Raw genomic sequence first — 19,733 nt, 5'->3', positions numbered from 1 at the left:
TCGACCGGCTCAGCCCGGGACGCGCGCGGACATGCTCCGCGAGATCTCGTCCAGCAGGGCGGCGGGCGCCTGGAGGTAACTCCAGTGCCCGCCGTCCAGCACGGTGTAGCGGGCCTCGCCGTAGGACTCCCAGCCGCCCATCTGCTCCGGGGGGATCTGCGTGTCGCCCGACCAGCCGATCGCGGTGATCGGGCACGGCAGCTCCACCGGGTCGGTCTTGTCGAAGCGGCCGTACGCGGCCACGTCGGCGCGCATGACGTCCGCGGCCATGTCCACCAGCTCGGGCAGCGGCTCCGCGCCGCGCGCCCGCATGAGGTCCGACACCAGCGCGCCCACCTGCTCCTCGTCGAGCTTGAGGATGCTCGGCCACGAGGCCCGGTGCGGCGGGACCATCGACGAGGCGAACAGGTGCGCGGGCAGCGGCCCGCCCCGCTCCATGAGCAGCAGCGTCGCCTCGTAGCCGATGAAGACCGTGCCGCAGTGGCTGATGAAGCCGAACGGCCGGTCCAGGTAGGGCTCCAGGCCCTCCAGCATCTCGGCGGCGACGGCCGCGTAACTCTCGAACAACGGCTCGCGGAGCCGGTTCTCCCTGCCGGGCAGCTGCACGGGGCACAGCTCGATCCCGTCCACCTCGGCCGGCCACCCGTGGTACATCGACGCCCCGGAGCCCGGGTACGGCAGGCACCACAGCCTGGCCCGCGCCTCGGGGTCGGGGGTGCGCAGCAGCCACGTGGGGCGGCTCCTCCTTCGCTTCCTCTCGGTCATGTCGTCCGTCCTTCCGCCCTGATGTTCCGGATGAGGGTCTCTGGGGTCGGCGCCCGCAGGAAGTCGCGCAACCGGATCCGCACGCCGTAGCGGCTGCCGATCCGGTCGACGAGGCGGGTGGCAGACAGGGAGTCGCCGCCGGAGCGGATGAAGTGGTCACCCAGCGCGCCGCGCGCCCCGAGCTCCTGCTCCCACAGCTCCAGCACTCCCGCGGTCACGGGATCGGCTCCCGCGGTCACGGCGTCGGCTCCCACGGTCACGGCGTCGGCGCCCTGGGGAGCGGCCTTCGAGGCGCCGGCTCCCGGGAGGCCGGCCCCCGAGCTATCGCCCCACGAGGGCGCGGGCAGCGCGCGGCGGTCCACCTTGTTGCTGGAGTTCAGCGGCAGCCGCTCCATCGGGGTCCAGGCGGTCGGCACCATCGGGCCGGGCAGCCGGGCCGCGGCGAAGGCGCGCAGCTCCACGCTCCCGTACGCGACACCGTTCGCGGTGCTGCCGTGCGTGACGCCGTCCGCGCCGTTGTCCTTGGCGCCGTCCAGGGTGCCTTCCGCGGGGGCGGCGTAGACGACGTAGGCGCACAGCCTCAGGTCGCCGCCGGGGCCCGGGACGCCCGTCACCACGCACTCGCGCACCGCGGGGTGGTCGAGCAGCACGGCCTCCACCTCCGCGGGCTCCACCCGGTGGCCGCGGATCTTGACCTGCTGGTCGACGCGGCCGTGGTGCTCCAGCCGCCCGTCCGGCCGCTCCCGCACGAGGTCGCCGGTCCGGTAGACGCGGCCGCCCCCGCCCGAGGGGTCGGGCAGGAAGCGTTCGGCGGTGCGGGCCGGTTCGCCCAGGTAGCCCCGGGCCAGCTCGGGCCCGGACACGAACAGCTCGCCGACCTCGCCCGCCGCGACCGGTTCCAGCCCGGAGGTGAGGACGGGGACGCCGACGCCGGGCCACGCGCGCCCGATCGGGGGCCGGGCGCGCCTGGCGGTCTCGCCGGCCGTGACCGAGGTGCAGCGGTCGTCCAGCGGGACCAGGCAGCTCGTCACGCCGTTGGCCTCGGCGGAGCCGTACTCCACCGCGACCTCGAACGGCAGGCCGGCCGAGGGCCACACGCGCACCGCGTCGCTGCCGACCGTCATGAGCCGCAGTGCCGTCTCCTCCGGCCACGGCAGGCCGTACAGCAGCTCGGCGAGCGGCATGTTCACGTACGAGCGGGTGATGCCGGAGGCGACCATCCAGTCGCGCAGCTCCGGTGGCGAGCCCGCGGTCGCCGCGTCGGCGACGTGCACGCTCGCGCCGGAGCAGAGGTAGGGCCACAGCTCCACCACCGAGACCGACGAGGCCGGGGGAGCCAGCCAGCTGGAACGGTCGGCGGGGGTGATGCGGTACGCCTCGGCGTGGGTGGCGACCCGGTGGGCGATCGCCCGGTGGGTCACCCCGACGAGCTTGGGCCGCCCCGTCGACCCGGAGGTGTGCACCGCGTACGCGAGCTGGTCCCCGTGCACCCGGACGCCGGGCCCCTCATCGGAAGGGGTGGCGTCGAGGGGGCCGTCGATCACCACGGGCGCGCCGTCGAGGACCGCGGCGACGCGGTCCTCCGGCCAGCCGGGGTCGAGCAGCACCGCCGCGCCGCCCGCCTTGCAGACGGCGAGCAGTGCGACGAGCAGGTCGGGGGAGCGGTCCAGCCGCAGGGGGACGAGGGTCTCGGGGCCGACGCCGCGTCGCAGGAGCGACCGGGCGAGGCCGTTGGCACGGGCGTCGAGGTCCCGATAAGTGAACAGGACGGCCCCGGAAACCAGGGCCGTCCTGTCCGGTGCCTCGGACGCCTTTCTCTCGAACAGCGTGTGGACGGTGTCCACCTGTCCTCCGTTCCTCACCCGGCCTTGGCGTCGTGGATCCCGCGAGCGGGGATCTCGCCGGTGGCGACCTGGTTGAGGATGAGCCGCGCCCACTCCTCCACGCTGCGGTTCATCCGGCGGGCCGCGTCACGCCACGACTGTTCCTGGTCGACCGGTACGTCGATATGGATGACGGCCTTCTCCTTGGCGGCCTCCGCGGCACGGCCGGAGGCCGACAGGGCGGCGGTGCGGTGCGCCTTGATCTGGCTGCGGAGCCGGTTTCTGGACCAGCTGAAGCGCTCGGCGCGATCGAGCCAGAGCATCTGCTCGTGCTCGGGAAGCGCGGCCACTTCGGCGTGGTGCTGAAGGCTGAGCTTATCCCGCCGGCGGGATACCGGGAATCGCCGCGCGACCCAGGCGTAATTGCGCAGGGTCTGGATATCGAGGGAGCTCTCCTCGACCGCTCTCTTGTAACGGTCGGTGTATTCGGTTTCGCCGTAGACCAGCCAGTCACCGAGCCACCAGGCGGAGGAGTCGGCGATGAGGGAGATCTGGTGGCCGATCCGCCGCCAGGTGTCGAAGGGGAGGCTCGACGGGAGCTGGAGCCCGGTTCGCCGCGGCTTGGCTGACGCGTCCAGGGCCAGCTTGGAGCCCTGGGAAGGGGTACGGCGCGGGGCCGGGACGGGGGGCCTCTCATCACTGGACGGCGGGGTCTGGCGGTTCGCCTCTCGATTGGGGGAGAGCACCTGCATGCGACTGTTCCTCCGGATTTCTGTGCACTTGGAGTGAGTCAGGTCGATCCCTTACCCGCCGTCTCGGAAAGCGCACTTTCGATCATGGGTAATTTTCGGATGGGCTTCCTGAGGTACAACGGAAAGACGAGATCGAGCCGTTGACCAGCTGAGTCTCCAATCAGCTTGGCAATTTTTTTTGCTCTGTGATATATGCGCCGGTTCGGAATTCAACCTCTCGGAAATGGAATTGATCCATGACGTATACAAGATTTCGGTCCGCGAATAAGCGCACGCTGCGTCGTTCCCTGATCGCGTACGGTCTCGCGGTCGTGCTGCCCTCCGTACTGGCGCTGCTGATGCTGGCGCTCGACCCGGGGACGGCCACCGGTCCCGTCCCGGTGCCCTCGGTGGAGCCGGGACGGGAGGAGGCGGTGCCGGCCACGCCCCTGCTGCTGTTGTCGATCACGGTGGTCGTCGCGCTGGCCCATCTCGGCGGGGCCGTCCTCCGCGGGCTGGGCCAGCCCCGGGTGATCGGGGAGATGGCCGCGGGCATCGTGCTCGGCCCCTCGCTGCTCGGCGCCGTGTGGCCCGAGGCCTACGGAGCGCTGTTCCCCAGCGCGGTCATGCCGTACCTGAACCTGCTGGCCCAGTTCGGGCTCGCCTTCTTCATGTTCCTGGTCGGGCTGGAGCTGCGCGGCGACCTGCTGCGCGGGCGGGGCAGGATCGCGGTGCTCTGCGGCCAGGCGAGCGTGGCGATCCCGTTCGCGCTCGGGGTCGCGCTGGCCCTGCTGATCTACACGCCGCTGGCGACCGCGCCCGTCGGCTTCCCGGTCTTCGCGCTGTTCATCGGCGCCGCGCTGAGCGTCACCGCGTTCCCCGTACTCGCCAGGATCCTGCTGGAACGCGGGCTCTTCCACACCCCGACCGGGGCGCTCACCGTCACCTGCGCAGCCATCGCCGACGTGACCGCGTGGCTGCTGCTCGCCGTGGCGGTCACCATGGCCAAGGGCTCCTCACCCGCCGAGGCGCTGCGCACGCTCGGCCTGACCGTCGCCTTCGCCGCCTTCATGGTCTGGGTGGTACGGCCGCTGCTGACCCGTCTGCTGCGCCGGGGACTCTCGCAGGAGGCGACGCTGCCCATCGTCATCGTCGGCCTGCTCGTCTCCGGGCTGCTGACCGAGCTGATCGGCATCCACCTGATCTTCGGCGCGTTCCTGTTCGGTGTCCTGTTCCCGCGCGACGGCGACGTACGGCTGCGGCGGGTCCGCGAGCGCACCCAGGACTTCACCACCTCCTTCCTGCTGCCGCCCTTCTTCGCCTTCGTCGGGCTCAACACCCAGATCGGGCTGCTCAGCCAGGACCTGGCCATGTGGGGCTGGTGCCTGCTGATCCTCGTCGTCGCCGTGGTGGGGAAGGTCGGCGGGGTGCTGGTCATCGCCAGGCCGATGGGCGTGCCGGGACGGGAGGCCATGCGGCTCGGGGTGCTGATGAACTGCCGTGGGGTGACCGAGCTGGTGATCCTGAGCATCGGCCTCAGCCTCGGCATCGTCACCCAGGTGCTGTTCACGATGCTGGTGATCGTCGCGCTGGTCTCCACGGCCGCGACCGCGCCCCTGCTGGGGTTGCTGGACCGGTGGGACGCGCGGCGCGACGGGGAGGCGGCGCGGGACGGGCTGCCGGCGAAGCCGGGAGAGTCCGAGGGAGCGCCCGGGGGAGCGGGGGCGGTGCGCCGATCCGCCTGAGCGGGGACCGGGGAACCGGGGTTCCGGCCCGGTGGTCCGAGGGCCGTCGGGGCCGGGCTTCGAGGGGGTGTCGGGGGCCGGGCTCCGAGGGCCGGGGAAAGCGGGTTCCCGGTAGGACGGGGTCGGGACGCGGGGTCGGGGCGCGGGGTCAGGAGGCGCGGGGGAGCGCCCGGGGCTCGGCGCCCAGCTCGCGCAGCTTGGCGCGGACCTCGTCGGGGCTCTCCCCGGCGACGGTGAGCCGGGAGGTGGCGAACACCTCGCCGTCGGCGTCGGTGATCGGGTCCCCGCTGTAGGGGACCTCGCCGCTGAAGCGGGCCGCGCAGAGATGGTCACGCAGCTCGGGCCGGGCGTGCAGGGAGAAGATCGGCAGCTGGGTCGCCATCGCGGCGAGCCGCATGGTGCCCGACACCCGGGGGTTGATCTCCAGCAGGTGCGCCTCGCCGCTGCGGGTCAGCAGGAACTCCACCTCCAGGTAGCCGTGCGCCTCGGCCAGGTCGGCGAGCCGCTTGCCGACGGCCCGCAGCTTGCGCTCCCAGGTGCCGCCGAGCGCCGGGCTGGGACACAGCCGCAGCCGCTGCCACGGCGGCACCAGGTCCGGCGAGGTCGCCCCCTTCCAGACCGGCGGGAACGTCGCCGTGCCGTGCTCGTCGCGGTAGATCAGCACCGAGTACTCGATCCCGTCGACGTACAGCTCGCTCATCTCGTTGGGGGCGAGGTCACACTCGCCCGCGCGGGCCAGCCGGGTGCCGACGCTCTGCGTGCCGTGCCGGTCCTTGATGACCACGGGGGTGTCGGGACCGGCCGCGGGCAGCGGCTCGCCGGCCCGCGCCCACGGCGGTGAGACCAGGCGGTAGCGGTCGAAGAACTCCTTCATCAGGATCTTGTCGCTGCCCAGCGAGGCGCACAGCCGCGACTGGCACTCGGCCCGGTGGCCGAGCTCGCGGAGCCGGAAGGCCAGCAGCTGGTCGCGGCCGAGCGTCGTGTGGCTGGAGTGGAAGACCACCGTCGCCCGCGGCGTCCGGCCGATCGCGCCGAGCAGCGGGGCCACGTCGACGTGGTGGTCCTCGCCTGTGAAGACGATCCGGTCCTGCGGGCCGAGGTCGACGAAATGACCGAACCAGCTCTCCAGGCTGGTGGGGGCGACGGCGTGAATGACGGGGGACGTTTGTCGGCTCATGTGGATTACTCCGGAATCGACGCTGGAAACACTGGAACGCTGAGAACGCTGAGAACGCTGCTGACAACGAGAACGCCGTGAGCGTCGGAAATCAGGAACGACGTTACGCGGTACGCGCCATCGAGAACGCGTCGCCGAACGCCTCGACATACGCGCCGACCAGGGGTGAATCGGCCTCCCAGAGGAAATTCACCGGCAATTTCATCCACCTGGCGAACAATTCTGCGGAACGCGGGAACGGCCGGTCGTTCGCCGCCGCCGCGGCCCGTACGGCGGCGGCGACCTGGGGTGACCAGTCGGGCGCGGTGCCCTGGAAGAGCGGGAAGACGTGCAGCGGACGGGTGGCCGGGCCGCGCACCTTCAGGCCGCGCTCCTGACCGGCCGCGACCAGCCCGTCCCGGCTGAACGGGCACTCCGGCGTCACCTCGACGACCCCGTCGTACCAGGCTCCCATCGTGACGCCCTCGGCGACGGGGGAGGGCCGCACGCCCGGCAGCTCGCCGAGCCCCGCGGTCAGGGCGGACATGTTGGCCACCCGGCGCTCCACCAGCTCGTCCAGGCGGTCGAGGTGGCTCTGGGCGAGCACGGCGCCCGGCGTGGAGATGCGGAAGTTGCCGCCGAGCCCGGTCAGCAGGAACGGCTTGTAGCGGACGGCGTCGATGGTCAGGTCGGTGCGGTGCCGGAAGTTGGTCAGCAGGCAGGCACGGGCGAAGACGTCCTCGGAGTCGGTGAGGAGCATGCCGCCCATGCCCCCGGAGACGAGCTTCCTGCCGCCCACGCTGAAGATCGAGATGTCGCCCATGGAGCCCACCGGCCGGCCCCGGAACGTGGAGCCGTGGGCGTGCGAGCAGTCCTCGACCAGGGCGAGCCCGCGCCGGTCGGCCACCGCGCGCAGGGCGTCCATGTCGCAGCTGTGCCCCCACAGGTGGGTGACGACGATCGCGACCGTACGGGGGGTGACCAGCGCCTCCACGTCCGCCGCGGCCACGTTCCCGGTGGCGTCGCCCGCGTCGCAGAGCACCGGCACCGCGCCCAGCAGGAACAGCGGCGAGGCGGTGCTGAAGAACGTGAGGTCCGGGACGATCACCTCGTCGCCGGGCCCGATGCCCAGCGCGAAGTAGGCGGCGAGCAGCCCGGCCGTGCCGGAGGTGAGCGCCAGGGCGTGGGCGCGGCCGTGCCGCTCGGCGAACGACCGTTCCAGCTCGGCCAGCTCGGGGCCGTAGTCGTAGTCGAACGTGCGGCCCAGCGTCACCAGCTCGGCGACCTTGGCCGCCACGCCCTCGTCGTAGACCGGCCATTCGAGCGGGTGCGGGAGGCTCACGGGGGCCGTGAGCCCGCTCTCCCGCGTGTCCGTGCGGCCGCTCTCCCGCGTGTCTCGCGTGTCCGTGCGGCCGGTCTCCCGTGCGTTCCGCGTGTCCGTGGGCCCGGTCTCCCGCGTGTCCGTGCGGCCGGGTGCCGGCGGGCTCACGCGTCCGCCCCCTTGAGGGCGACGAGCCTGGTCACCGCGTGGGTGTGCGGCTCCTCGTGGCCCTTGTGCGTGTGCGTGGAGTCGGCGTCGGTGGCGCTCAGCACGGTCCATCCGGCGTACCTGGCGAGGTACCAGTCGTGGGGCAGCAGGACCGGCATCCGCATCTCGCCGGCGGGAGGTAGGTAGGCGTGGCCGCGGTTGAACATCAGCAGGGCGTTCACCCCTCCCGGCCTGGTCGCGGCCTGGAGCCTGGCGATGACGTCGGCGACCTGTTCCTCGTCCTCCAGCCAGTGCAGGACGCTGCACGCCAGCACCCCGTCGAACGAGGCGGGCTCAAGCCCGGCGGTGCGCGCGTCGCCCCGCCGCCACTCGATCCCGCCGGCGTCGCCCCACGCCCGCGCGCCGTTCTCCAGCGCGGCCTCCGACATGTCCATGGCCAGCACCCGCGCGCCCCGCTGGGCGAGGCGCACCGCGTTGCGTCCCTCGCCGCATCCCACGTCGAGGACGGCGGGCGCGTCCGCGCCGGCCGGGGTGGAGGGCGGTCCGACCTCCGCGGGTGCTCCGGGCAGGGAGAGCGCGTCTCCCAGGACGTCGGAGATCCGGTCGGGCCTGCGCCCCCACAGGCAGGCGGTCCTGGTGTAGCGGGCGTCGCAGCCACCGTCGTCGTCGTACGCGTTCGGTTCTGTTTGAGGTCCCATCTGGCGGAGGCTAGGCGGGGCCTTGATCATCGTCAACGGGGGTGGACGGCCGTCCGGGGCGCCGCGTGCCGTGGGGCCTGTGCGGGCACGAGCTTCAACTTGTCGCGCCCGGGACTCACCGGGGTGGGGTACTCGCCGGTGAGACAGCCCTCGCACAACCCCTCGCCCGCCGCGCTCCCGACCGTGTGGCGCATGCCCTCCACCGACAGGTACGCCAGGCTCGTCGCGCCGATGATCCGGCACACCTCCTCGGCCTCGCGGCCGGTCGCCACCAGCTCGCCGGTGTCGACGATGTCCACCCCGTAGTGGCAGGGCGCGATCAGCGCGGGCGCGGCGATCCGCACGTGCACCTCGCTCGCCCCCGACTCGCGCAGCAGCGTGACGATGCGCCGCATGGTGGACCCGCGCACGATCGAGTCGTCGACCACCACGACCCTCGCCCCGTCCACCGGCGCGCCGATGGAGAACTTGCGCCGCAGCTTGCGCTCGCGCCGCCGCTGGTCGGGCTCGATGAACGTCCTGCCCACCTGCTCGTCGCGGACCAGCGCCCCGGCGAGCGGGAGGCCCGCCGCCCGCGCGTACCCCCGGGCGGCGGGCACGCCGGAGGCGGGAACGGCCACCACCAGGTCGGCGTCCGCCGGGGACTCCAGCGCGAGCCGTTCGCCGAACGCCATCCGCGTCGCGCCGGTCCTGGCGCCGTCGATCCTGGAGTCCTGCCTGGTCAGGTAGAGGTGCTCGAACACGCAGAAGCTGCGCGGAGCGGGGTCGGCGACGCGGTGCGCCCCGATCAGGCGGCCGTCGCGCAGGACCAGCAGCTCACCCGGCTCCACCTCCCGCTGGTCCGGGCAGCCGAGCGCGTCGAGCGTGCAGGTCTCCGAGGCGACGACCGCCCTGCCCTCGGCGAACCCCACGACCAGGGGACGCAGGCCGTGCGGGTCCCTGAAGGCCACGAGCAGGTCGCCGACGGCGCACACCACCGAGTACGCGCCGCTCAGCACCCGTACGGCCCGCGCGACCGCCGCCACGACCGGGTCTCCGGCCTGGGGATCGGGGGTGTCCAGGGCGTCGGCGAGGAGGGCGAGGATGACCTCGGAGTCGCTGGTCGAGCGGAACCCGTAGCCCTCCCGGCCGAGCCGGGCGCGCAGCTCGGCGGCGTTGGTGAGGTCCCCGTTGTGCGCCAGCGCTATGCGCCGCGCCTCGTGGACGAAGGGCTGGGAGTTCTCCAGCAGCGTGGCGCCCGTGGTCGAGTACCGGGTGTGGGCGACCGCGAGCCTTCCGGCCGGCCGGTCGCCGTTGGCGGAGTCACCGCGGTCCGAGCGCGAGGCGAACCCCAGCGACCGCCTGACCTCCACGCCGTCCGGCCCGGCCACCGCGATGCCCCACGACTCCTGGCCGCGGTGCTGCAGGGTGACGAGCCCGTCGAAGGCCGGCTGCCCGGCGGTCCCGTCGAGAACAGATACGCCGGCTATTCCACACATAGCTCCCCTTAAACACCTTAACATTTCGCGGAAAGTACGTTAAATCGCTTCTGCTTGACCATGGCATTGTTTGATTGCAACGTCGGGTCGAATGACGAATGAGGCGAAGGAGAGCCGAATGGCCGAGGCAGTGGAGACCGCCGAGTACACCGTCGTGCTCAATCACGAGGAGCAGTACTCCATATGGTGGTCCGACCGTGACATTCCCGAGGGCTGGCGGAGCGCCGGTCACAGTGGCACCCGCGAGGAGTGTCTGGCCCACATCGAGGAGGTGTGGACGGACATGCGCCCGCTGAGCCTGCGCCGCTGGATGGACGACGGCGAGCGCTCCTGACCCGCGGCCCCGCCGATGAACGGTCCCCGATCCTGACCCGCGGGCCCGCCGGAGAACGGCCCCCGAGGACGGTCCCTTAAGGAGGAGCCGATGGACACGATCCAGGAGCACGACGCGCGCCTGGTCGTCGAGGAATGGAATCGCACCGAGCTGGCCGACGAGCCGGCGACCGTCGCCGAACGGTTCGCCGCCCAGGTCGCCAGGTCCCCCGACGCCACGGCGCTGACGGACGAGGAGGGCACGACCCTCACCTACGACGAGGTACGCCGCGCCGCCAACCGCCTGGCCGGGCACCTGCTCGGTCTCGGCCTGCGCCGCGAGGACCGCTGCGCCATCTACCAGCGCCGTTCGGTGAACACGGTCGTGTCCATGTTCGGGACGCTGGCCGCCGGGGGCGCGTACGTGCCGGTCGACGAGGGCAACCCGCCCGAGCGGGTCGAGGCGATCCTGCGCGACGCAGGCACCGCGGTGGTGCTCGCCGACTCCACCACCGAGGCCGAGGTGCCGCCGGGCCCGTGGTGCGTGGTGAACGTCGACGACCACCCGGGAAGCGACGAGAGCGACCCCGATGTGCCGCTGCACCCGGCCAACCTCGCCTACGTCATGTACACCTCGGGCAGCACGGGGGCGCCCAAGGGCGTCCTCATCGAGCACCGCGCGGTCACCGCGTTCGTCCGGGGCGCCCAGCACCTGTACGGGCTCTCGCCGCGGGACCGCTTCGTGCAGTTCTCCTCGATCGCCTTCGACGTCTCCACCTTCGACGCGTTCGGGGCGCTGCTGTCGGGAGCCGCCCTGCACGTCGCCTCCACCGAGACCCGTACCTCCTCCGAGCGCTTCCGCGACCTGCTGCGCGAGCGCCGCATCTCCGTCTACATGGGCACCCCCGGGGTGCTGAGGCTGCTGGAGCCCGGCGACTTCCCCGACCTGCGGGTCATCGCGGTCGGCGGCGAGAGCTACTCGGGCGAGTTCACCACCCGCTGGGCGGCCGGGCGCAGGTTCGTCAACAGCTACGGTCCCACCGAGACGACCGTCGGCGTCATCACCCAGGAGTGCGAGGGACACTGGGACACCTCGCCGCCCATCGGCCGCGCCATGCCCAACCACCGGGCGTACGCGCTGGACGAGGCGATGCGCCCCGTGCCGATCGGCACGGTCGGCGAGCTGTACGTCGGCGGCCCCGGCCTCGGGCGCGGCTACCTGGGCCGTCCCGGCACGAGCGCGGCCTCCTTCGTCCCCGACCCGTTCGCCACCACGCCCGGCGAGCGCCTCTACCGCACCGGCGACCTGGTGCGCTGGACCCCCGAGGGCGAGCTGGTCTTCGCCGGGCGGGCCGACCGCCAGGTCAAGGTGCGCGGCGTCCGCGTCGAGCTGGAGGAGATCGAGGCGACCCTCTGCAGGCACCCCGACATCGCGCACGCCGTGGTCGAGGCGGAGGCGCGCGACGACGGCGACGCCCGCCTGATCGCCTACGTCGTCTCCACCGCCGGGGAACCGCCCGGCGTGAGCGAGCTGCGCGAGACCGCGGCCCGGTGGCTGACGGCGCCGCTGGTGCCCAACGAGTTCGTCCACGTGCCCGAGATCCCGCTCACCCCGACCGGCAAGGTCGACCGCGACGCCCTGGCCGAGGCCAGGGGGGAGCGCGTCGAAGCCACCACCACCGACGCCGGTGACGACGGTGAGTGGACGCCGACCCGGCGCAGGGTCGCCGAGGAGATCGTGAAACCACTGCTCGGCGTCGACTCCCTCGGCCCGCACGACCACTTCTTCGAGCTGGGCGGGACCAGCATCCAGGTCATCCAGCTCCTCGGCAGGGTACGCACGATCTTCGGCATCGAGGTGCCGGTCGTCGAGTTCTTCGACCGGCCCACCATCGCCGGGGTCGCCGACGCCGTCGACTCCGAGGTCCGCTCCGACATCAAGGACATCGTCCGCGAGGGCTGGGACGACATCGCCGACCGCTACGCCGCCTTCCAGTCGGAGTTCTCCGACGGCCCCCGCATGACCTGGACCGACCACCTGCTCGGCATGCTGCCCGGCGAGGGCGCGGCCGTGCTGGAGCTGGGCGTCGGCGGCGGCCACGAGTCGTCGCGCCGCGTGGCCGAGGCGCACGCTCTCACCGCCGTGGACATCTCCGCCGAGCAGCTCAAACTCGCCGAGAAGACCCTGCCGGGCGCGACGCTCGTCCAGGCCGACATGGCCGAGGCGGAGTTCCCAGACGCCTCCTTCGACGCCGTCGTGTCCATCTACACCCTCACCCACCTGCCGAGGGAGGAGCTCCCCGGCCTGCTGAGGGACATCGCCCGCTGGCTGAAGCCGGGCGGGCTGCTGCTGGCCACGCTCATGACCGAGGACATCCCCGGCGCGGTGGAGGAGTGGTTCGGCTCGACGATGTTCTTCTCCGGCTTCCCCACCGAGGAGAACCTGCGCCTGCTGCGCGAGAAGGGCCTGGTCCCCGAGCGCGAGGAGGTCGTGGCACAGCGGACACCGCTCGGGGAGTCGCGCTTCCTCTGGGTGATCGCGAGAAAGACGGAGGGACCCTCGTGACCGGTCTGCCCGTCCGCACCGCACCGCTGTCCTACCTCCAGGAGCAGCTCTGGTTCGTCGAACAGGACGATCCGGGCAACGGCTCGTACAACGAGCTGAAGGTGCTCGTCCTGGACGGCACGCTCGACGCCGCCAGGCTCGGGCGGGCGCTGGAGCGGGTGGTCGCGCGGCACGACGTGCTGCGCACCACCTTCGTCTACCAGGGCGCGGAACCGGTGCAGGCGGTCTGGGACCGGGGTCCCGTGCTGCGCGAGGCGGCCGTCGGCGGCGAGCAGGCGCTCATGGAGTACGCCCGCGAGGTCGCCGAGGCCCCCTACGACCTCGCCTCGGGACCGCTGCTGCGCGCCTCGCTCGTCACGCTCGGCGCGGACCGGCAGGCGCTCGTGCTCGGGGTCCACCACATCATCAGCGACGGGTTCTCGATGAACCTGCTGCTGGACGAGCTGGACGCCGCCTACCGGGGCGAACTCCCCGGCGGTCCGCAGAGCGAGCCACCTGACGAGACGCGGAGCGGGTCTTCCGGTGAGACGCGGACCGGCTCGGCCGGTGAGCCGCAGAGCGGGTCAGCCGGTGAGACGCGGGCCGGATCAGCCGGTGAGACGCGGACCGGCTCGGCCGGTGGGTCACCGGGTGGGTCGCCTGAGGCGCCGATCGGGGTGTCGGTCGAGCCGCCCGCCCAGTACGGCGACTTCGCCCGCTGGCAGCGCGAGCAGTTCGCCGGGGGCCGGCTGGCCGCCGACGTCGACCACTGGCGGCGCGAGCTCGACGGCGCGCCCACCGTGCTGGAACTGCCCGCCGACCGGCTCCGGCCGCGCCGCCGGGCCAGCGCGGGCAGGCGCGAGCGCTTCCCGCTCGACCCCGCCCTGACGGGCCCGCTCGGCGAGGTCGCCGAGCGGGTCGGCGGCACCGTCTTCACCGTGCTGCTGGCCGCCTTCGCCGCCACCCTCTACCGCTACACCGGGCGTGGCGACATGGTGCTCGGCACCGGCGCCCCCGGCCGCCCCGGGCGCGAGTTCGACGGCGCGCTCGGCTTCTTCGCCAACATCGTGCCCGTACGGCTGCGCCCGGCGGGCGAGCTTCCCTTCACCGACCTGGCCGACGCGGTCAGCGAGGCCGCCTTCGACGCCTTCGACCACCAGTACGTGCCCTTCGAGAAGCTCGTGGAGTTCCTGCAGCCCGAGCGCGACGCCGGGCACACCCCGCTCGTGCAGGTCGTCTTCACCATGTGGGACGCCGGGGCGGCCGAGCGTTCCATCGGCGGCGTGCCCGCGGCCGAGGTCGAGGTGACGCGCGGCCGGTCCCGCTTCGACGTCGCGGTCGAGGCCGTGCGCCGGGGCGACCGGGTCGACCTCTTCGTCGAGTACGACGACGCCCTCTTCGACGAGGCCACGATCGCCCGCGTGATGCGCCACTACGACCGGGTGCTGCGGGCGGTCGCCGACGACCCCGCCCAGACCCTGGCGGACATCCCGATGATCACCCCGGAGGAGCGGGTCACCCTCACCCAGGGCGACGTGACCGTGCTCGACCACGACGGCAACGTGCTGCCCGCCGGGGCCGTCGGCCAGCTGGTCCACCGTTCCGCGGGGGCCGGTCCCACCGGCCGCCTCGCCACCCGCAGGCCCGACGGGCGGGTGGTCGAGCGCGGGCGCGAGGACCGGCTGGTCGGTATCGGCCCGTTCCAGGTGCAGCTTGAGGACGTCGAGGAGGTCCTGCGCGCCCATCCCTCCGTACGGGACGCCGCCGTCATCGCGGTCGAGGGCGGCGCGGGCCGCGAGCTGGTCGCCTACACCGTCGCCGGGCCGCCCCCCGACGCGCTGCGCGCCACCCTCGTCGAGCGGCTGCCGCAGTACATGGTGCCCGCCGTCGTCGTGCCGGTGGACCGCATCCCGCGTACCGAGGACGGCCGCGTCGAGGCCGGGCGGCTGCCCGACGCGGGCGAGCGCGACGAGCGGACCGAGCTGCCCGCCCTGGAGGCGGCGCTCTGCGTCATCTGGGCGCGCGTCATGAACCTCGACGAGGTGGAGCCCGACGACGACTTCTTCGCCCTGGGCGGCCACTCGATGCTGGCGGCCCGGCTGGTGCGCGAGATCGCCTCCGTGCTCGCCGTGCGCGTACCGCTGATGGCCCTGTTCGAGAACTGCACCCCGGCCGACCTGGCCGACTACATGGCGGCCAAGCACCCCGCGCTGGAGCACACGCTCGGCGACGCGGGCCGTGCCGGTCGCGCGGGCCGTACCGCCCCCCTGGGGGAGATCGAGCGGGACGGCGAGGAGCCCGACACCAGCGCGCTGTCCACCGCGCAGCTGCAGATCTGGATCAACGAGCAGCTGGCGGGCGGCGACGCCCGCGACTTCATCGCCGCCGTCACCTACCGGGTGCGCGGCCCGCTCGACGTGGACGCCCTGCGCGGCGCGTTCGACGCGCTGGTCGCGCGGCACGAGAACCTGCGCGCCCGGGTGGCGCTCGTCGGCGACGTGCCGGTGCTGCGCTTCGACCCCGGCGTACGCGTCGAGCTGCCGGTCGACGACCTCACCGGCCTGCCCGAGGACGAACGGGCGCGGGAGGCGGCCCGCCGCACCGCGCTCGACGCCGACAACGGCTTCGACCTGTCCACCGCGCCGCTCGTACGGGCCACCCTCTACCGGCTCGGCGAGGACGACCACGTCCTCGCGCTCGTCCAGCACCACCTGGTCACCGACGGCGTGTCCATCGGGCTGCTCGTGGGCGAGCTGGGCCGCCTGTACTCCGAGCGGGACGCCGCGCCCGCCGCGCCGCACCTGCGCTTCGCCGACTACGTGGCCTGGGAGCAGGCCTGGCTCGGCGGACCCGAGGCGGCCGCGTCGGAACGGTTCTGGCGCGAGCGGCTGCGCGAGGCGCCCGAACTGGTCCTGCCCAGGACGCGCGACGGGCGCCGCGAGGGCCGCGACACCGAGATGATCGCCCACCGCCTGCCGCACGCGGAGTCGCGGCGGCTGCTCGCGCTGGCCAGGCAGAGCAGGGCGACGCCCTACATGCTGGTGACGGCCGCTTTCGCGGCGATGCTGGCGCAGTGGAGCGGCCAGGACGACGTGGTGATCGGCACCACCGCCGACAACCGGCCGCTGCCCGGCCTGGAGGGCGTGGTCGGCTGCTTCGTCAACATGGTGGCGCTGCGCGTCGACTGCGGCGGCGACCCCACCTTCGCCGAGCTCGCCGGGCGGGTCCGCAGGACGGTGCTGGAGGCGTACGCCCACCAGAGCACCCCGTTCAACGAGGTGGTGCGGGCGTTGAGGATCCACCCGGATCCGCGCCGGATGCCGCTGTTCCAGGTGACGTCCGACTGGGCGGGCGCCGGGCCCGCGATCCCTGAGCTGGCCGGGTGCGAGGTCGGGTTCGACTACGTGCACACCAGGGCGAACCGGTATGAGCTGGAGATGTACGCCGGGATGGCGGGGGAGCGGGTCGTGCTGGACCTGGAGTACGCCGTCGAGCTGTGGGACCGGAAAGAGGTCGAGGAACGCCTGGGCCGGGTGGCGGCGCTGCTCACCCGTGCGGTGCTGGAACCGGAGACCAGGATCTCGAAGCTGCTCACCTGACCGGGCGCACGTCGTGAGGCGGCCTCCTGGCGGGGGGAGGCCGCCTCACCGGGTCTCTCGGCGGGGTCCGAGGGGGTGGGAAGGGCTACGGCGACCCGGCGCGGGCGGCGACGGCTCGCCTCCTGCCGGTCCGCCGCCCGCCGTGCTTCTTCGCCTTGCGAACCAGCCCTGTGGACCATGCGCCTGCCGGGTTCCCGGACGCTCGCTCAGTGGCAGTGCGGTTGAGAACGATCGTCGGACGAGGGGCCGAGGTCGTCGTCGCGCCCGGCCTCGATCCGTGACCACTGGGCGGTCGGGCGGCCGTCCAGCCGGAACTGGCCACCTCGGGAACCCCAACGCTGCGGCCAGCCCTCCGGCGAGTCCTCCCAGAACTCCTGCCGGCCGTGGACGGTCAGGTCCAGCAGCCCGTACGACGGCGCCATCGGCTCGTTGCCCCGGCCGGTGGTCCAGTAGGTCTCGTAGACCTTGTCGTCGTCGCGGAGGTAGGCGACCAGGATGCCGAAGTGCCGGTTCGCGACCAGCCGGTCCACGGCGTCCTCCGGCACCGAGTACCAGGGAATCGTCCAGCCCATGAAGTCGCGGTAGCGCGAGCTCTCCTCGTACGGTCCCTGGCAGAAGGTCGCGTAGCCGACGTCCCGCGAGTGCAGGTAGGACAGCTCGTTGATGTGGGCCGTGGAGAAGGTGCAGCCCTCGCACTGCTCCGCCGCGGGCTTGCCGGTGTGCCACATCTGGAAGTAGGCGATCAACTGGGACCGGCCGCCGAAGACGTCGATCAACGGCACCGGGCCGCCGGCTCCGATCAGCGGGGTCAGCGGATCGACCTCGACCATCGGCAGCCGGCGGCGTTCGGCGGCCAGCGCGTCCCCGGCCCTGGTGTGGGCCTTCTCCTTGACCCGGAGTTCGTCGATCCTCGCCTGCCAGGTCCGCCGATCGGCGACCTGCGGAAGGTGGTGTCCGGCTGCTGACGTCTCTGTCATGTGACCTGTCTAGCCCAGCTGGACGGCGCGGAACAACACCTTCGGCCGATCACGGCCGGATACCGGTCTCGTACCTCCGCCGTTCGGGGTGCCGGTGAGACGCATGTCACCAGGTACGCGCGCGTTCAACCGCGCTCCCGCCGGGGTCGGTGTGTGCGGAGCGGGGGCGGCGCTGGTCACGAGGCGGCGGGGGCCGGTCCCCGGTCGTGCCAGACGGTGCCGCGGCGCTCGTGGGCGAACAGCTCCTCGACGGCGTGGGCGATCCGCGGGCCCACCTCCCGCTCCAGGAGGTAGAGGGCCAGGTCGAGCCCGGAGGTGACGCCGGCACCGGTGACGAGGTCACCGTCGTCGACGACGCGCGCCCTCACGGCGTGGACGCCGGTGGCGTCGAGCAGGTCCAGGCCCATGTGGTGGGTGGTGGCGTGGCGGCCTTCCAGGAGGCCGGCCATGGCCAGGACAAGGGAGCCACCGCACACCGCGCCGACGGTCACCTCGGGGTTGTCCATCGCCGCCTTCAGCATGGCGGGCAGCTCGGTGGTCAGCGTGCGGCCCAGCAGCACCGGGATGAACTCGTCCTGCCGCCACTGCCCGGCGCCCGCGTCGTGGTCAGGGATCTCACCGGGTTCGCCGACGCGGCCCGAGGCGCCGGGGACCAGGATCAGGCCCGCTCGTGCGGGGTCGAGGGCGGCCGTGGCCCGCAGTGCCAGGGCCCCGGTGCCGCTGACCACCTCGCGTGGCCCTTCGGCGGACACGAGCTCCACGCTCACCAGGCCGCCGGAGGCGGTGCCGCCGGAGTACAGCACCTCGTAGGGCGCGATGACGTCGAGGGGATCGAAACCGTCGAACAAGATGATCTGGGCGTGCATGGGAGGAGTCCTTGAGGTCTGGCCGGGCCGGTCCGAGCCGGCTTCAGTCGCGACGCTAACCGGCTGCCGCCTCGCTTCCCAGTGGCATTGACGACACCTACCAGCGGAAAAATGCCATGACCGGTGTCAGTCATCCGAACTGGAGAAACAGTGGCTTATCCGGGGCAGAGCGCCGGAACCGCCGCCCGGCGGGGAGGTACTTTCTCGTCATGCACACCGTCGCCATCCTCGCGCTGGACCAGGTGATCCCGTTCGACCTCTCCACCCCGATCGAGGTCTTCACCCGCACCCGCCTCCCGGACGGACGCCCCGGCTATCAGATCCGTGTGTGCGCCGAGCGGCCGGAGATCGACGCGGGCGCCTTCTCCCTGCGTGCGCCCTGGGGGCTGGAAGGGCTCAAGGGCGCGGACACGATCATCGTGCCCGGCACGGCCGACCTCGCCGTCCCGCCCACGTCCGCCGTCGTCGACGCGCTCCGGGCCGCCGCCCGGAACGGCACGCGCATCGCCTCCATCTGCTCGGGCACCTTCCCTCTGGCCGCCACTGGACTCCTGGACGGCCTGCGAGCCACCACCCACTGGGCCGCCGCCGACCTCCTGGCCACCGCTTACCCGCGCATCCAGGTCGACCCGGATGTCCTGTACGTCGACAACGGCCAGATCCTCACCTCGGCCGGTGCCGCCGCCGGCCTGGATCTGTGCCTGCACATGATCCGCGCCGATTACGGTTCGGCCGTCGCCGCCGACGCCGCGCGGCTGTCCGTCATGCCCCTGGAACGCGAAGGCGGGCAAGCGCAGTTCATCGTCCACGGCTACCCGCCCACCCCTCGGGGCGGCAGTCTCGAACCCCTCCTCGCCTGGCTCCAGGACAACCTCGCCACCGATCTCACCCTTGCCGACATCGCAGCTCATACCGGAACCAGCACCCGGACGCTGATTCGCCGCTTCCGCGAGCAGACCGGCACCACCCCCCTCCAGTGGCTCCACCGCGCCCGCGTCCGCCAAGCCCAGCACCTCCTGGAGTCCACCCACCACACCGTCGAACGCATCGGAGCCCAGGTCGGTTTCGGCTCGGCCACCGCCTTCCGCGACCGCTTCAAGAAGACAACCGGTGTCAGCCCGCACAGCTACCGCCGGGCCTTCAGCTGATATCCAAAGGCAGCGGCGGGCACTCCTTGGGGACGGACCGACCAAGCGTCGCGGCCCGGCGGCTGTGCTGCCGGTGAGGCCGGACGCGAAAGGGCCGGGCGCCCGATCGGACGCCCGGCCCGCCACCGGCCCCTCCCCCGGGGCCGGTCGCTCAGATCTCGCAGTTCTCCTCGGTCTCGCCGGTGCAGGTGTCGGTGTTGGCGCCGCCGTCGGTCGTGTCGTTGCCGCCACGGCCGTGCAGGAAGTCGTCGCCGGTGCCGCCGACGAGGACGTCGCGGCCGCTGCCGCCCCAGAGGGTGTCGTTGCCGGCCGAGCCGAAGATCTCGGTGAACCGGTTGACGGTGTCGTTGTTGACGATGTCGTCGCCCTGGCGCATGTTGACCATGATCGTGCTGGCGTTC

The 19,733-nt window shown here is 72.7% G+C and carries 15 protein-coding genes; 5 read left to right on the top strand and 10 right to left on the bottom strand.

The genetic code is table 11. The features are described 5' to 3' along the window. Positions 1-9: 9 nt before the first annotated feature. The 3 genes from ACSC1Q_RS40050 to ACSC1Q_RS40040 are packed head-to-tail and all read right to left on the bottom strand — an operon-like array spanning position 10 to position 3,340. Positions 10-765: a thioesterase II family protein gene (locus ACSC1Q_RS40050; RefSeq protein WP_436763967.1), complete on the bottom strand. Its 756-nt coding sequence runs from the start codon at positions 763-765 to the stop codon at positions 10-12. Then, a complete protein-coding gene (locus ACSC1Q_RS40045; RefSeq protein WP_436763966.1) occupies positions 762-2,609 on the bottom strand; it encodes a non-ribosomal peptide synthetase in 1,848 nt (615 codons plus the stop codon). The genes ACSC1Q_RS40050 and ACSC1Q_RS40045 overlap by 4 nt, the downstream gene beginning before the upstream one ends. Positions 2,610-2,623: 14 nt before the next feature. Continuing rightward, positions 2,624-3,340 (bottom strand): LmbU family transcriptional regulator, encoded by a 717-nt coding sequence (locus ACSC1Q_RS40040; protein ID WP_436763965.1) that lies wholly within the window; start codon positions 3,338-3,340, stop codon positions 2,624-2,626. A gap of 236 nt (positions 3,341-3,576) precedes the next feature. On the opposite strand from ACSC1Q_RS40040, the gene ACSC1Q_RS40035 reads away from it, so the two are divergent. Continuing rightward, positions 3,577-5,064, top strand: coding sequence for a cation:proton antiporter domain-containing protein (locus tag ACSC1Q_RS40035; RefSeq protein WP_436763964.1), 1,488 nt, complete (start codon positions 3,577-3,579; stop codon positions 5,062-5,064). 148 nt (positions 5,065-5,212) lie between these two features. Here the strand turns inward: ACSC1Q_RS40035 and ACSC1Q_RS40030 are convergent, their stop codons facing one another. From ACSC1Q_RS40030 to purF, 4 genes are all read right to left on the bottom strand, one after another. Beyond that, positions 5,213-6,241 (bottom strand): ATP-binding protein, encoded by a 1,029-nt coding sequence (locus ACSC1Q_RS40030; protein ID WP_436763963.1) that lies wholly within the window; start codon positions 6,239-6,241, stop codon positions 5,213-5,215. Between the two features lie 103 nt (positions 6,242-6,344). After that, positions 6,345-7,562, bottom strand: coding sequence for a DegT/DnrJ/EryC1/StrS family aminotransferase (locus tag ACSC1Q_RS40025; protein ID WP_436763962.1), 1,218 nt, complete (start codon positions 7,560-7,562; stop codon positions 6,345-6,347). A 143-nt stretch (positions 7,563-7,705) separates the two neighbouring features. Continuing rightward, positions 7,706-8,407 (bottom strand): class I SAM-dependent methyltransferase, encoded by a 702-nt coding sequence (locus ACSC1Q_RS40020; protein ID WP_436763961.1) that lies wholly within the window; start codon positions 8,405-8,407, stop codon positions 7,706-7,708. Positions 8,408-8,439: 32 nt separating this feature from the next. Further along, positions 8,440-9,885 carry an amidophosphoribosyltransferase gene (purF, locus tag ACSC1Q_RS40015; protein ID WP_436763960.1) on the bottom strand — a complete coding sequence of 482 codons (1,446 nt, stop codon included), beginning with the start codon at positions 9,883-9,885 and terminating at the stop codon, positions 8,440-8,442. 118 nt (positions 9,886-10,003) lie between these two features. Between purF and ACSC1Q_RS40010 the strand changes: the two genes are divergently transcribed. From ACSC1Q_RS40010 to ACSC1Q_RS40000, 3 genes are all read left to right on the top strand, one after another. Beyond that, positions 10,004-10,219: an MbtH family protein gene (locus ACSC1Q_RS40010; protein ID WP_436763959.1), complete on the top strand. Its 216-nt coding sequence runs from the start codon at positions 10,004-10,006 to the stop codon at positions 10,217-10,219. Between the two features lie 90 nt (positions 10,220-10,309). Further along, complete coding sequence (locus ACSC1Q_RS40005) at positions 10,310-12,763, top strand: non-ribosomal peptide synthetase (RefSeq protein WP_436763958.1); 2,454 nt, start codon at positions 10,310-10,312, stop codon at positions 12,761-12,763. Further along, a complete protein-coding gene (locus ACSC1Q_RS40000) occupies positions 12,760-16,341 on the top strand; it encodes a condensation domain-containing protein (RefSeq protein ID WP_436763957.1) in 3,582 nt (1,193 codons plus the stop codon). Before ACSC1Q_RS40005 ends, ACSC1Q_RS40000 begins: the two co-directional genes overlap by 4 nt. Before the next feature lie 206 nt (positions 16,342-16,547). Here the strand turns inward: ACSC1Q_RS40000 and ACSC1Q_RS39995 are convergent, their stop codons facing one another. Together ACSC1Q_RS39995 and ACSC1Q_RS39990 are read right to left on the bottom strand one after the other, a co-directional pair. After that, the gene (locus tag ACSC1Q_RS39995; RefSeq protein WP_436763956.1) at positions 16,548-17,318 is read right to left on the bottom strand and encodes a DUF899 family protein; all 771 of its coding nucleotides are present in this window, start codon (positions 17,316-17,318) and stop codon (positions 16,548-16,550) included. Positions 17,319-17,494: 176 nt separating this feature from the next. Then, positions 17,495-18,184 (bottom strand): DJ-1/PfpI family protein, encoded by a 690-nt coding sequence (locus ACSC1Q_RS39990; RefSeq protein WP_436763955.1) that lies wholly within the window; start codon positions 18,182-18,184, stop codon positions 17,495-17,497. A 209-nt stretch (positions 18,185-18,393) separates the two neighbouring features. Between ACSC1Q_RS39990 and ACSC1Q_RS39985 the strand changes: the two genes are divergently transcribed. Further along, positions 18,394-19,332: a GlxA family transcriptional regulator gene (locus tag ACSC1Q_RS39985; protein ID WP_436763954.1), complete on the top strand. Its 939-nt coding sequence runs from the start codon at positions 18,394-18,396 to the stop codon at positions 19,330-19,332. Between the two features lie 151 nt (positions 19,333-19,483). Here ACSC1Q_RS39985 and ACSC1Q_RS39980 read toward each other — a convergent pair. Next, positions 19,484-19,733 (bottom strand): calcium-binding protein (locus ACSC1Q_RS39980; RefSeq protein WP_436763953.1); only part of this gene is annotated, 250 nt, incomplete at its 5' end.

Origin of the sequence: Streptosporangium heterodermiicola (assembly GCF_051390675.1) — a bacterium.
Classification (GTDB): Bacteria; Actinomycetota; Actinomycetes; order Streptosporangiales; family Streptosporangiaceae; genus Streptosporangium.
Note: the sequence above shows the minus strand (reverse complement) of the source record. Positions and strands in the feature narration are given on the sequence as shown.